Annotated in this window: 8 protein-coding genes and 1 pseudogene; 5 read left to right on the top strand and 4 right to left on the bottom strand. The window is 68.6% G+C overall.

The window, feature by feature from the left end; genetic code table 11:
- Positions 1 to 112: 112 nt before the first annotated feature.
- Positions 113 to 1,717 (top strand): PucR family transcriptional regulator, encoded by a 1,605-nt coding sequence (locus ACZ6SQ_RS11890; RefSeq protein WP_469559735.1) that lies wholly within the window; start codon positions 113 to 115, stop codon positions 1,715 to 1,717.
- Positions 1,718 to 2,809: 1,092 nt separating this feature from the next.
- Here the strand turns inward: ACZ6SQ_RS11890 and ACZ6SQ_RS11885 are convergent.
- A complete protein-coding gene (locus ACZ6SQ_RS11885) occupies positions 2,810 to 3,589 on the bottom strand; it encodes a hypothetical protein (protein ID WP_469559732.1) in 780 nt (259 codons plus the stop codon).
- Positions 3,590 to 3,985: 396 nt separating this feature from the next.
- Positions 3,986 to 4,513, bottom strand: a complete 528-nt coding sequence (locus tag ACZ6SQ_RS11880; RefSeq protein WP_469559730.1) for a GNAT family N-acetyltransferase — start codon at positions 4,511 to 4,513, stop codon at positions 3,986 to 3,988.
- A 172-nt stretch (positions 4,514 to 4,685) separates the two neighbouring features.
- On the opposite strand from ACZ6SQ_RS11880, the gene ACZ6SQ_RS11875 reads away from it, so the two are divergent.
- The 3 genes and pseudogenes from ACZ6SQ_RS11875 to ACZ6SQ_RS11865 form a co-directional block, all read left to right on the top strand.
- Positions 4,686 to 6,953: a fibronectin type III domain-containing protein gene (locus ACZ6SQ_RS11875; protein WP_469559727.1), complete on the top strand. Its 2,268-nt coding sequence runs from the start codon at positions 4,686 to 4,688 to the stop codon at positions 6,951 to 6,953.
- Between the two features lie 148 nt (positions 6,954 to 7,101).
- Complete coding sequence (locus ACZ6SQ_RS11870; RefSeq protein WP_469559724.1) at positions 7,102 to 7,932, top strand: S1 RNA-binding domain-containing protein; 831 nt, start codon at positions 7,102 to 7,104, stop codon at positions 7,930 to 7,932.
- A gap of 129 nt (positions 7,933 to 8,061) precedes the next feature.
- Positions 8,062 to 8,271, top strand: a pseudogene (locus ACZ6SQ_RS11865) (hypothetical protein); the annotation flags it as partial.
- On the opposite strand, the gene ACZ6SQ_RS11860 reads toward ACZ6SQ_RS11865, so the two are convergent.
- On the bottom strand, positions 8,271 to 10,208 hold the full coding sequence (locus ACZ6SQ_RS11860) for an eCIS core domain-containing protein (protein ID WP_469559723.1): 1,938 nt from the start codon (positions 10,206 to 10,208) through the stop codon (positions 8,271 to 8,273). The pseudogene ACZ6SQ_RS11865 and the gene ACZ6SQ_RS11860 overlap by 1 nt on opposite strands.
- Positions 10,209 to 10,597: 389 nt before the next feature.
- Here ACZ6SQ_RS11860 and ACZ6SQ_RS11855 point away from each other — a divergent pair, with 389 nt between their 5' ends.
- The gene (locus ACZ6SQ_RS11855) at positions 10,598 to 12,370 is read left to right on the top strand and encodes a S8 family serine peptidase (RefSeq protein WP_469559720.1); all 1,773 of its coding nucleotides are present in this window, start codon (positions 10,598 to 10,600) and stop codon (positions 12,368 to 12,370) included.
- Positions 12,371 to 12,536: 166 nt separating this feature from the next.
- On the opposite strand, the gene ACZ6SQ_RS11850 is transcribed toward ACZ6SQ_RS11855, so the two are convergent.
- On the bottom strand, positions 12,537 to 13,979 hold the full coding sequence (locus ACZ6SQ_RS11850; protein ID WP_469559717.1) for an extracellular solute-binding protein: 1,443 nt from the start codon (positions 13,977 to 13,979) through the stop codon (positions 12,537 to 12,539).
- Between the last annotated feature and the right edge of the window lie 7 nt (positions 13,980 to 13,986).

Genomic DNA, 13,986 nt, shown 5'->3' with positions numbered 1-13,986 from the left:
AACCGTAGGCTGTCGGGCCTTGACTCCACAGTGTCGGATCTGTCTCATATCCTGACCGGCAAGGGATGAATCATCCCACCGGGTCGTGCACCGCTGACTCGAGGAACCGCTCATGCCGCCGACCAGTCCCATGACACCCCCGCCGGACACCCCCTCCGTGCCGTTGAGCACCCTGCTCGCCGACCCCGGCCTCGGCCTGCGGCAGCTCGCCGGGCCCCGCGAGGACCGGCTTGTTGGCACGATCGGCACCACGGAGCTGGAGGACCCGGCGCCGTACCTGCTCGGCGGCGAGCTACTGCTCATCGCCGGCATAGGCCTCCCGCCGACGGCGGACAGGGTCGACGTGTATGTGCGACGGGTGGTTCAGGCCGGCATCGCAGCGCTCGGCTTCGGCGTCGCCCCTGTGCACGACGAGGTCCCGCCCGCTCTGGTCGCCGCCTGCGACCGGCACGGCCTGCCTCTGCTGCGGATCCCGCCCAGGACGCCGTTCGTCGCCGTCAATCACGTTGCGCACGCGGCCATGGCCGAGGCCCGGCATCAGGAACTCCGGCAGATCTCCGAAGCCCAGGCCGCCCTCGCCACGGCCGCCGCCCGTCCCGACGCGCTCAAGGCCGTCCTGCACCAACTCGCCACACACATCGATGCGTGGACCGTCCTCCTGGACCCGCAGGGCACCGAGCTCCTCGCGGCCGGCACCAGGCCCACCGCACCTGTTGCGCAGCAGTTGCACGCACTCGCCGCGCGCACCACGGCCCACGTGCAATCCCGCTCCCAGCAAGGGCGAGCCCAACCTCCCACAGCATCGGCCGAACACCATGCCGACATCCACCTCACGGTGCACACCCTTCCCGCGGAGCCGGCCGAAGGCCCCTTCACCCTCGGCATCGCAGCAACCTCCGCGCCCAGAGCGGTGCATCGCTCCATCACCGGCACCGCTCTTGTCCTGCTCTCCCTGCTCACCACACCCCGTCACGCCCTGGACACCGACACCCGCAGCGCCGCGGCGCTGGTCCGCCTGATGCTCGGCCACGGCCCGGTCGACGTGGCCCCGCTTCTCTCGTCGGCCGCACGACCGGACGGTTGGGTCGTCGTCCGCGGCCGCCTCACAGGAGCGGCTTCCGAGGCTCGGCCCAGTGACGGCCCGGTGCAGCTGGCCACCCTCGCCACCGCCCTCACCACCCCGTACGTCGACGTGGACGGCATCAGCCTGGTCGCCCTGATCCCCAACAGCCCCGGTCTCCTGCCCGACCTCACCTCGGCAGTCCGCCTCGGCTGGACCCTCGGCATCAGCTCACCCGTTGCCGCCGCCGACCTCGCGATCGCCGACAGACAGGCCGACCGCATGCTCCGCCACGCGCTCGCCACCGGAACGTCCTCGGCAGAGCACCGCCCCCAGGAGCTGACCATGCACTCCCTGGTCAGCGCGGACGACGCCACGGCACTCGCGCAGGCCCGCTTCGCTCCACTGAACGAAGCCCCTTCTCCCGGGCCTGCCGTCCTGCTGGACACCTTGCGAACCTGGCTCGCCCATCACGGCAGCTGGGACCGCACGGCCGCCGCTCTGGAAGTCCACCGCAACACCGTGCGCCGACGCATAGAAAAGGCAGCCGAACTGCTCGGCGCCGACCTGGAAGACCTCGACGTCCGGATGGAGCTGTGGTTCGCCCTGCGTTGGCACGCCGGAGAACAGCCCACCAGGAAGCCCGACGGCAATTGACGTGTCGACGGTCGGCGGGTGTACCCACGGCGGGCTTGTTCCCATTGGCGGACATCGAAGATCAGCAGCTTCGGCTCCAGAAGGATGATGACCAGGCCCAGTTCGGGGTCGTAGGCGGGGGCGCCGCCTCCACCGCTCCCAACCGCGAAGGTAGCGCATGTGAGGTGAGGGCCACTCCCCCACGCTGCTTACAGTAGTGAGCGTTCAATTCTTGCTTGTCTGTGCTATTTGGTTTAGCTGTCGCGTGCCAGTGACTGGTTCCGCATCAATCGACGTGGGAGAGCCCGCAACGTATCCTACAATGGAGGGCTTCCTGTCAGAGGTATGCGAGGCGCAAGCAAGCCGACGGCGGTGCAGCGGAGCTGCAGTCGTTTTGGGCGGTCGCGCCCGAGGAAAAGCCCTGACCGTCTTCGCGATCGGTGCCCTCCCACGCTAGGAGCATCGGTATGCCTGGCAGCAAAGTCGGCGACCGTGTCATTCTCTTCGCCGAAAAGATTTCCTCGGACTGGGCCAGTTCCTCGCCGAAGGATCCTATGACTCATCGGACTTGAGCATCGGAAACGACACCGTTCATTCCGTCAAGGTGCCCTCGGAATTGATAGTGCGCCTGTATGAACACTGGCACTTTCAGGGTAGCCGTCTAGACGTCAGTCAGGACGTCCCGGACCTCGGCGGGTGGGCGCGGAAAGCGAGTTCGGCCGTCGTCCACAAATCGGCCGATCCTCCCCCTGAGATCAGAAAGATCGTTCTTCACGAAGGTCCGCAAATGGCTGGTGCAGCTCGGGTCGTCGGGCCGTACAATTTCCCCTTCGAGGAAACGCGCCCCCTGGTTCCGCTTGGTTCTGCACTCATCCCGGATGGAATGGTTCTTCGAGTCTATCCAGACGTAGTGTTCAGCCCACCCCTCGACTACACGGACTACATCAGTGACGCCATGAACTTGGGCCCCCAAGGCGCCGAGAAGTACTCATGGAAAGCATACAAACAGCCTGGGTGACAACCCTGAGGAGCCTGGCCGAGGTTGAACACCAAGCTCAGCGACTTCTGTGGTAGCAGATGAGGGCGCAGGCAGCGATGTTGGGCCGCACCCGCTCAGCCGGCCGAAGCGTTCTGCGTCACCTCGCGTGCCTCTCTGAGGGCTCGCTGCCTGAGGCTCCCGTCGAACAACTGAATCGTGGTGGCGGCCAAGATGTCATCCCTGCTGACAGTCCGCCTGTCACCCCTGCGGACGGACGGGGCCTGGAAGGAATCGTTGAAGAACGGGGGTGGGGCCGGTTCGCCCGGCATCACTAGGGTGACCGTACCGAAACGATCGACTCCGCCCTCGCGGGCGACCCTGGCCGCGTCGCGGGCGAGGTCCGTCAGGAACACGCTCGCGATTCCGTCCAGGTCGCGGACCATCGCCGGGACGGCCGTCGCCCCCTGGCTCCGCAGCAGCTTCCTCACCCCGGCCTCGAACCGGTGGGCACCGGCCACAGCACTCGGTTTACGCGACCTGCTGCGCTTGGGAGAAGGCACGACGACACCCTCGGCGTCGTACATGACACCGGTCAGACCTCGAAACGTCGGACTGTGGTGGTACCACAGGCCCCCCACCTCGACCTCGACGTTCCGGTCGATCGCCGAGACGAAGTCCCGGGGAATCAGCTTCTTCCGGGCCTCCTCCGCCGCCGCTCTCCTCGCGCCGTCGATGATCTCCGTCAGCACTGTCCGCGTCACCGACGCGGCGGCCCACGCGGCCGACCGAGAGACGTGCATCGGGGTCACGTCCCTGAACACCGCTTTGACGAGAGAAGGCTTGAACGGCGAGACGTCCATGACCGAGGCGGTCTCGGGACCGCTGCGATCGGAGCGTGCGGACAGTACGGTCATCGGAAGAAGCGCTCCCTGCTGTCGGAGTTGTCAGAGGCCCATACTCCAGCACGCAGACCCGCTCCCTTCCCCCATCCCCCGTCCAAGCGGCAGCCGGTCAAGGGCCTGACAGGCACATCCCGACGGTCGGGCCGACGACCAGCCACCTCCCGCACGCCCTCGCACCGTGGCACCTGTGTCCCCTGTGCGGCTGCACCCCGTTCTCCCTGGCCCTGCCACCGAGGAGGAGCAGCCGGAGAGGCGCCAGGTAGCTCTCTGCAGACCTTGCTGTCCCGCCAGTTGAGAGGCCCGTGGCCATCGGGACGCAGCACCAGCACCAAGTGCCTCACCCCGCGTCGGGGTTCAACCCTCGCGAACCTTCACACATCGAGGATCAGGGGTGACCGTGCCCGTCTGTCAGCCGGCCCCCGGCAAGATCGCGCTGTCCGGCTGGAGCACCAGGTCGCGCTGATACCAAGTGCCCGGCTCGCCGTCGAGGTGGGCCGGGTCTGCCGGGCCCACAGGGACGAACCCGGCTCTGGTCAACACCTTCTGGGACGCGGAATTCTGGCGAGCGGTGGCCGCCCGCAGTGTGCGCAGCCCGTGCCGGGCCGCCGCCAGTCGGCACAGCTCCCGGACGGTTGCGGTCGCCACGCCACGGCCGGCGACATGCTGCGCGACCCGGTAGCCGAGTTCCGCAGTGTGGTCTTCGATGTCGAGCAAGTTGAACCTGCCGAGTATCAAGCCGTCCTCGGCGACAAGGACGTGGAAGGCGCAGATGCCGGCCTCCTGCTCAGCAAGCAAGGCGTTGTACCGGTCTGCGAACTGGTCGAAGAAGTCGTCGCCGCGGTCCGGTACCGAGGCAGCGAAGTAGGCACGGTTCGCCAACTCGAAGGCCAGGACCGCCGGGGCATGTCCGGCATGCAACCGCTTCAGCTCGGGCACTGCTCGAGCCTACCCGGGCAGCTGGCCGGGGCCACCCGAGTTTCCGCAGCGCCGTTTCGTCGGCGACTTCACCTCACACACCATCTACCCCAACTGATCTTGCAAATGGCACTATTGAGGCGGCATACACGCCATGTCCTCATCTCCTCACCGAAAGTGTGAGCATCCGTAGATGCGAATATCCCTCGGCGCGGCGCGCCGTACAGGTGGTGCGGTCGTGCTGTCCTTGGCCACGGCCGTGGCCGGGCTCGCTTTCCCCGCAACCGCGCACGCGGCCGTGTCCTGCCCGGCCGGCGTGTGGAAAGCCCAGTACTACGCCAACGCCACCCTCTCCGGCACTCCGAAGGCCACTGTCTGCGATACCGCCATCGCCGAGAACTACGGCTCCGGCGACCCCTCCGGCGTGACCCTGCCGAGCGACTACTTCGGCGTCCGCTGGACCACCACCCGTAACTTCGGCTCCGGCGGCCCCTTCGACCTGCGCGTCGCCGTCCAGGACGGCGCCCGCGTCTACGTCGACGGCCAACGCAAGATCGACCTGTGGCGCAACGTCAGCTCGACCCAGACGAAGACCGTCCGCCTCACCCTGTCGGGCGGGACCCACACCCTGCGCGTGGACTTCGCCGCCATCACCGGCACCGCCAACATCTCCTTCTCCTACAAGCCGGTCGTCAGCGCCACGTACGACAAGATCGCCCCGCTGGCCCCGGGCGGCGTGAAGTCCAGCTACTCGGCGTCCACTCTCAAGACGAGCCTGGCCTGGTCCCGCAACTACGAGATGGACCTGGCCGGTTACCGCGTCTACCGCCGCATCGCCGGCACCGGCGGCTGGAGCCTGCGCAACTCCACCCTGATCACGAGCACCGCCTTCACCGACGCGCCCCCGGCCACCGGCGCCTCCTACGAGTACGCCCTGCGCGCCGTCGACCGCTCCGGCAACGTCTCCGCGCTGTCCGCGGTGACGAGCGTCGTCAGCGCCGACAAGACGGCCCCCGCCGTGCCCACCGGGCTCACGGCCACGTACGACCAGTCCGCCGGCGCCCGGCTCTCCTGGACCCCGCTGGAGGAGGCGGCCTCCTACGAGGTGCAGCGGGCCGTCGTACCCGAGGGGACGTTCGCCCCGGTCGGCACGCCCGTGCAGGGCGCCGCCCTGACCGACCCGTCCGCCGCAGTGGGCACGACCTACTACTACCGCGTGCGGGCCAAGGACAGCGCGGGCAACGCGTCCGCGTACTCTGCGCCCGTCCAGCTCGACGCCACCGAGGCCCAGCCGCTGCCGCCGACGGCCGTCTCCGCCAACGGCTGGGCCGACCGCAACACCGTCGGCTGGACGTACGACGGTGACGCCTCCCACCGGTTCCACGTCTATGCCGCCGCGTCGGCGACCGCTCCGTGGACCCGGCTGACCGACATCCCGGTCACCGGCCCCGCCTACGACGACTACGCGGCGCCCGTCGGCGAGGTGCGCTACTACCAAATCAAGACGGTCACGATGCTCGGCACGGAGTCGAACCCGTCGGCGACGGCCTCGGCCACCCGCACCGGCGACACCACCGCGCCGCACATGCCGTACGGCCTGGACGCGTGGGACGCCACGGACGGCGTGCACCTCACCTGGACGCCCAACACCGACGACACGGACCACTACATCGTCATGCGCAAGCCGATGCTCGGCGCGTGGGAGGAGATCGCCACGGTGTGGGGCTCCACGTACGTGGACACCGGCACCCCGGCCGGCGTGCAGTACGGCTACACCGTCCGCGCCGTCGACGGGGCCGGCAACGTCTCCCGCATGCCCGAGCCCGGCTACGGCACGGTCTACGGCAAGCGCCTGCCCGTCTACGAGAAGCCGGCCGCGCCCGCCCAGGTCACCGCGACGGCCGAGAACGGCAACGTCAAGGTGGAGTGGACCGCGAGCACGTCGACGGACGTGGCCGGCTACTACGTCTACCGGACGACCGCCGCGGACCCGACGACGGCCTACTCGGTCTCCCCGCTCATCACCGGGACGACGTTCACCAACGTGGACGTCCCCGCCGGCAAGACCTGGTACTACGTGGTGCGCGTCGTCAGCACGCACAGCCAGTGGTCCGACTACTCGCCGCTGGCCGAGGTCACCGTGCCCTGCCCGGTCATCACCGGACCGCCCACCCCCAAGATCACCGGGGGCGGCAGGGGCGCGGACTGGGTTCAGCTCAACTGGGCGGTCGGAGCGTGCGACCAGGGTGCGACGGTCTCGTACAACGTCTACCGTTCCACGTCGAGTTCGGACGTCTTCACCCCTGAGCGCCGGATCGCCACGGGCGTGACGGCACTGACGTACAAGGACCCCGGTCTGGCACGGGCGTACTACTACTACGTCGTCACCGCGGTGGCCGCCGACGGCACCGAATCGGCCCCGCAGGCCGTGCCGTTCGGGATATCGATGATGGCGCCCTGACGCCCTGCTCCATCGCTCAGGCCCGTCGTCCGGAGGCCTCGTGCTTCCGGACGGCGGGGCCTTCACGTCGCCACCTCGGTTGCCGGGCGCGGGCATGAGCACCCATGAACCTGGCTGATGACGGGCTGCCCGTGAAACGCTGGACGGCATGAGCAGCGCGTCGGGCGAAGAGGCTTCCCGGAGGTTTCTGGCTTCGTTCCAGGTCGGTGACCTATGCAGCGGTATCGCGGCAGAAGTGTCTCGGCGAGGGGTGTCAGTGATCCTGGACGGTTTCGCGGAATACCCGCTGGGGTTTGTGGGGCCGTTGGACGTGTCGTGGCGCACGTTTCCGGCTGGAGCAGTCGGGGCCGACCAGCGGATCACCGCCGAGGTGACCGCCATCGACCTGGATCAGGGCCGAGCCTGGCTGTCCATGGCTGCTACGGAGAACGCCGACCTCTGGGCATTTCTGAAGTCTCAACGCGTCGGCGAAATCCTCTCGGGCAGGATCGCGTCGATCGAACGGTTCGGCGTGTTCGTGGCGTTGGACGATGGCCCTGATCACCCTGTCTTCCCCGGCGTCGGCTTCATCACGATTCCCGAACTGTCCTGGCGACATTTCGAGACCGCTGCGGACATCGTTCAGCTGGGACAGCGCGTTTCGTGCGAGTTCCTCCGTTTCGACACGACGAATGGAGAGGCCAGGCTGTCCCTGCGGGCGACGCAGCCTGACCCGTTCCAGACCTTCGCCGAGAGCACCGCGGTGGGGCAGACACTGCAGGGTCGGGTCACGAAGCTGGTCCCGTTCGGTGCCTTCGTCCAGGTCACCAAGGACATTGTGGGGCTGGTTCATCTGCAGGAGCTCACCTGGACGGCTGTCGAGGCTCCGGAAGAGGTGGTCCAGGTCGGCGAAAGGATCATGGTCGTCGTCACGGAGATCGACCCAGGGCGACGCAGGGTGGCCCTCTCCCGACGACAGGCTTCTCCGGCTCTCGAATGACCTCGAGGGCGCGCACGAGAAGGGTGGGGCGGAGGACCAGATGCGCCGTCGTCCATGGTCAGCTCGACACCCATCGTGGGGCTCGTGCCATGCTCCGGCGTCCCAGACCTCGGGATCGGTCCCCTCGTCGCCGACCTGCGCGCCGGACTGATCGACGAGTACGTGATCGCCGCCCATCCGGTCCTGGTGGGCAGCGACACGCCGTTCTTCACCGTGCTGCACAGCTGGGTGAACCTGAACCAGGTAGAGACGCCGCTGCCGGCCACCATCGAGGCCGGCTCCGGCTCGCGGGGACTGTGTCCACCTGGGGCGGTGACCAGCCGCTTCGCGACCCGGCGCTACGCCGGTGGTTGCGGCTTTCGACTGCGCGTGGTGAGCGGGTTGATGAGCTGGTTCCGGCCGCCGCCGTACTGCTGCTCATGGAAGGACTGTCCTTCCTCGGTGCCGTACATGCGGAAGAACCAGCGTGTGGGCATTTGCACGTCCTGGACAAGCCGCGCGTACTCCGCCCTCGCATCGGCCCCGGCGCTCCCCGCCTCCTTCTTCACCAGTTCTTCCAGCAGTCGCAAGAATTCCACGTCATCGGGGTCTTGCTTGTAGTCGAGACCGAGGAGTTTCATGATCTTCCCCATGAGGGTCTCCCGGTAGCGCACGACCAACTCGCTGTAGAGCATTCTCTGGGCGTCGCCGAAGCTGTCGTCCCTGGTGTAGTTCTCTAGGGTCACGCGGTCCTTGCCGGCCCGGGCGACCACGCCGGCGAAGTGGTAGTTCCACGTCGCCAATTCCGACGGCGCGGGGCCACCCGGGAAGGCGAAGTCCGTCTCGCCGAGCTCGCCTGTCTGGCCGATGGAATAGATGCCGAACGCCTCGCCGATCCCCGGGGCCGCGTGCTCGTTGACGCCGAGCTGCGCGGCATCGCGCAACGCTCCGGCCGCATGAGCCGTGCCATAGCGTTCCCCGAGGGTTGTCCGGCCTCCCGTTTGGGTGTCCGGGCCAACCAGTCTGTCGGCGAGGGCTTTCGACTCGAAGACCGTCCCGTCAGGTGCTGTATGCCTCTGGGGCGCCTGCGTGAATTTGTCATTGCCGTGGAAGTCTTGCGTGACCGCCATCCCGATGATGCCGCCCGCAAGGCGGATGCACTGGTGCTCCACGAGACTTGCGAACTGCGCGGCCTGATGATCACCGCCGCTTCTCACTGCGGTCACCCGCCGAAGGGTCGCAGGCGTGCCACCGGCATCGACATCGATCGTGGTGTCCCCGACCGCCGTAAGCCGGATCGCGCTGTCCGCGGCAGCCAAAGCCGCGTTGGCCTCGTCGAGACGAGCCGTGCTGGCGTAGAACTCCTTCGGCTCGCTCTCGCTGTCCAGCACGGCGAGTGAGTAGTCCTGCGAGACGCGCACACTCACCGGTGTCGCTTCGGTCGGGGTGTAGGTGGCGACCGTGTGGTCGATTGCCCAGGGCAGCTGGCCGGCGACATTGTTGTCGTCCAACACCGCGTTCGGTGTCTGCGCCTGGAAGTGCGGACCTGCTCCTCCGGCTGTCGTGATCCTCTGTGGCTGGGTGTGGTAGCGCTGCACGGTCTGCGCGGTACCGCCTGCCGCCGCCCCGGCGTCCGGTGACTGGTCGGCCGTCTCGTTTCGGACGCGCTGGACGGCGTCTGGTGCGGGACCCGCCAGCGCTCGTGCGGCGTTGGCTTCGGCTTCGCGTTCGAACCGGTCCGACGGGTCGCTGACACGCAGGCCGGTGCCGTTGTCGGTCCCGGCGACAGGGCCTTGGCGCTGCTGAACGACGTGGGTGAGTTCGTGGGCGAGGGTGTGTTTGTCGTTTCCGCCGTCGCCGATGACGACGTTGTTGCCACTGGTGTAGGCGCGGGCACCGACTTCGGCGGCGGAGGCGCGGGCGTTGGTGTTGTCGTGGATACGTACGTCGGAGAAGTCGGCGCCGAGGCGGGCTTCCATTTCTTCGCGGAGGGGCGTGCCGAGGGGGCGGCCCGTGCTCGCGAGGACGTCGTGGACGGCGGAGCGCTGTACGGCGGGCCGCTCGCTCTGCTGGTGGCCGCAGCCGGCGCCGTGGACGTGCTGCTCAGAGGTTTGCTCATTGCGCTGGACGAGGGGCTGGGCGTAGGGGTGGCCGGCGAGTTGGAGCATGCGCAGGACGGCGGCGTTTCCCGCGGTGCGCTGGAGCGCGAGGAGCCCCACGTGGTCTTTGGCGGCCGGTCTACGGCGTTCTGGCGGATTGGTCTTGGCGGGTTCCGGGCGGTGCTCGTGCTGAGACAACGGACATGCCTTTCGACGAAGCGTTGCCTGCTACACCACCGGTCGGCTGCACCCGCCACAAGGGCTCTAGAGGCAGCTGTCAGGGCACCATCCGTTGCCCGACTGGGCATCGGGTGTCGCGCCGGTCTCCACGCACCACCCCAAGCGCGGGACGGCGTGGCGGCCTGGCGGCCCTCTCCAGGCGGCCCGCCACATTCACCGCACTTGCACCCATAGTCGGTATTCGGCCACCGATAAACGAACTCCCTTGTTGCAAAAGGTACTTCCGTAATCGGCCGTGTGCATGACATCTTGCGTCCATCATCTGTTTCGCACGACCCGGCCTGACCACCGGGTCTTCGGAGGACGCATTGATACCCCACAGATCCAGCCGACCTCGACGTACCCTCGTGCTGGCCGCCACGCTCGGCTCGGCGCTCGCCTTCGGGGCCCCCGCCGCGCTCGCCGGCACCGACCCCGTCTCCCCCTCCGGCTCCGCCGCTCCCGCGCCCGCGGCGGCGCCCCGGGCCGCGGCCCCCGCTTCCCAGAGTGCGAACTGGGTTGCGGGCACCCGCGCCTACCTCGTGATCACCGCCCCCGGTGACACCTCGGCGGTCCGCAACGCGGTCACCGCCAACGGCGGAACGGTCTTCCAGTACTACGACGCGATCGGTGTCATCACCGCCCACTCCGCGTCCGCCTCCTTCGCCACCACCATGCGCGGCGTGAGCGGGGTTCAGCAGGTCGGCGCCACCCGCACCTCCGACGTGCCGGCGGACGCCTACAACCCGGCGCTGCCCGCCAACCCGGCGCAGTCCACGACCCCTTCGGGCGAGCCGGTCCGCGCCGACATGACCCAGATCAAGGCCGACCAGGCCTGGGCCGTCACCACGGGCTCCGCCTCCGTCAAGGTCGGCATCCTGGACACCGGTGTGGACGACCAGCACCAGGACCTGGCGCCGAACTTCAACGCCGCGGACTCCGCGTCCTGCGCGTACGGCAAGCCGGACACCCGTACGGGCGCCTGGCGCGACGTCGGCACCCACGGCACGCACGTGGCCGGTACGGTCGCGGCCGCCAAGAACGGCAAGGGCGTCATCGGCGTGGCCCCGGGCGTGACGATCTCCTCGGTGCGCATCGCCGAACCCGGCACCTCGCTCTTCTTCGCCGAGAACACCATCTGCGGCTTCATGTGGGCCGGTGACCACGGCTTCAAGGTCACCAACAACAGCTACTACACCGACCCGTGGCAGTTCAACTGCCCGGACAACGCCGACCAGGCCGCGATCATCGAGGGCGTCAAGCGCGCCCAGGAGTACGCGGAGGGCAAGGGCTCGCTCCAGGTCGCGGCGGCCGGCAACTCCAACATCGACCTGGCCAACAAGACGACCGACACCGAGAGCCCGAACGACTCGACGCCGGTCACCCGCACCATCACCAACGCATGCCTGGACATCCCGACCGAGCTCCCGGGCGTCGTCACGGTCTCGGCGATGGGCACCACCGCGAAGGCCTCGTACTCCAACTACGGCCTGAACGTCATCGACGTCACGGCCCCGGGCGGAGACACCACCGGCATCTACAGCACCCTGCCCGGCGGCAAGTACGGGTCCAAGAGCGGCACTTCGATGGCCTCGCCGCACGTCGCCGGCGTGGCGGCGCTGCTGGCCAGCACCAACCCCGGCATCACCCCGGCACAGCTGCGCGACAAGCTGGCCACCCAGGCCAACGACGTCGCCTGCCCGTCGGACAGCCGCTGCAAGGGCACCACGGCCAAGAACGGCTTCTTCGGCGAGGGACAGGTCGACGCCCTCAAGGCCGTCGGCAGCACCCCGCCGCCCGGCAAGTACTTCGAGAACACGACGGACTTCGCCATCGGTGACAACACGACCGTGGAGAGCCCGATCACCGTCAGCGGCGTGACCGGCAACGCCCCGGCCACCCTCAAGGTCGGCGTGAACATCGTGCACACCTACATCGGCGACCTGAAGGTCGACCTGATCGCCCCGGACGGCACCGTCTACACGGTCCACAACCGCTCGGGCGGCAGCACCGACAACATCAGCCAGGTCTACACCGTCAACGCCTCCACCGAGGTCGCGAACGGCACGTGGAAGCTCCGCGTGAACGACAACGCCGGCGGCGACACCGGCAGGATCGACTCCTGGAACGTCACCTTCTAAGGGGCGGACACCGGAACATTCCGCGCCGCACACGTCGGCGAGCAGGTCGAAGTCGACGTCGCGGTGCTGCTGAGCGGCCATCGGGGAGCATGCAACTGCGCCCCGATGGCCTTCGTCAGTTTCACGCACTCGCCCCGTGTGAGCAGGAAAGGCCGTGCCGCGAGGTTCAGCCTGACATCGCCTCCCGCAGCTTCGCGTCCAGCCGACTGGCGAGTTCCACGTCGCTGGGCTCCTCTCCGCTCTGCGGCTCGTCCTCGAAGAGGGGTTGCAGTGTGTCGGTGAGGATCTGATTGAAGGGGCCGTAGAGAGGCGTGCGGGGTCGTTCCACCCCGTTCCTGAGCGCGGGCAGCAGGACATCCTGCGCGTACCGGGGGCGGCCGGCCGCGTCGCGCGGCGTGCGATCGGTGCCCTCCCCGCTCGGGGAGGCCGACGGCGGGCCGGCGGACGGCGAGGCCGACGCCGCGGTGTCCCGCGCGTCGACATGCCCGCAGACGAGGCGGTCGTCGCGGTACGCGGAGTCACGGGTCGCCGCGAAGCCGGCGTCCAGCAGGCAGCGTTGGCTGTCGGGGTCGGTGAGGAACCTGATCAGGTCGGCCGCTTCGCGGGCGTGCGGCGAGGACGAGGTCACCGCCAGGTTCTGCCCGCCGAGCACCGCCTTGCCGGGCAGGGCGACCACGCCCAACTGCCTTTCGGAGAAATTCTGGTGGAGGGGCCCGTACGCGGACGGCCAGTGGCGCAGGAACGCGGTCCGGCCGGCCTCGAAGTGGCTCTGGGTGTCCTGCTCCTCGGAGTCGTAGGCGTCGGGAAGGGTGTAGGCCGAGCTGGTGCGCCGCCGCAGTTCGGCCACACCGGTCTCCAAGTCCTGCTCGGAGCCGGTGTAGCGGCCTCGCTCGTCGGTGAGTTCGAGCCCGTCGACGGCCGACGCGAACGCCTCGATCGTGTTGACGGTGCGGCCTTCACCGTCGAGCTGTGTGGTCCAGCCCGCCTCGTACCCCGGCGGCTTGTTCTGGCCGAGATGGGTGATCACGTCGCGCAGGTGCGCCCAGGTGACCTCGCCGGACAGGTCGGTGATCTGTGCCTGCGCGGCGGAGAGGAAGTCGCGCCGGTAGTACAGCAGCCCGACATCGCTGTTGAACGGAACGGCGTAGCGCCTGCCCCGCCACTTGGCCGTGGCGTCCACCGAAGGGATGAGGTCGGCGGGCTCGGCCACCGCGGTGTCGTCCAGCGGCATGATCAACCCGGTCTCGGCGAACTCCGGTACCAAGGTCACGTCCAGGTTCACCACGTCGTACCGGGAGCTGCCGGACTGGAGCGCTCCGAGGATCTGGCTACGCTGCTCGCGGGCGGAGGCGGGCAGTTCCACGATCCGCGCCTTCGGTTCCGCGTCGCCCTGCCGGTCGTTCCAGGCCTCCACGAGCCGTCGGCGGATGTCGTTCTCCCCGGTGGCGTCCAGTCCGCTGGCCACGACGATCTCGTCGTCGGCACCGGGCGCGGACGAGCCGGACCCGTCGTCCGGGCCGCCGGTGCAGGCGGCGAGGAGCATCAGCGCGAGCACCGCCGACGTCGCACCGATCCGCCGGCACGCCCTCACGCGCTGTCCGGTCCGCATGGGTGTC

It is taken from the genome of Streptomyces sp. NPDC048600 (assembly GCF_055587025.1).
This window is presented reverse-complemented; position numbering and strand designations above follow the sequence as displayed.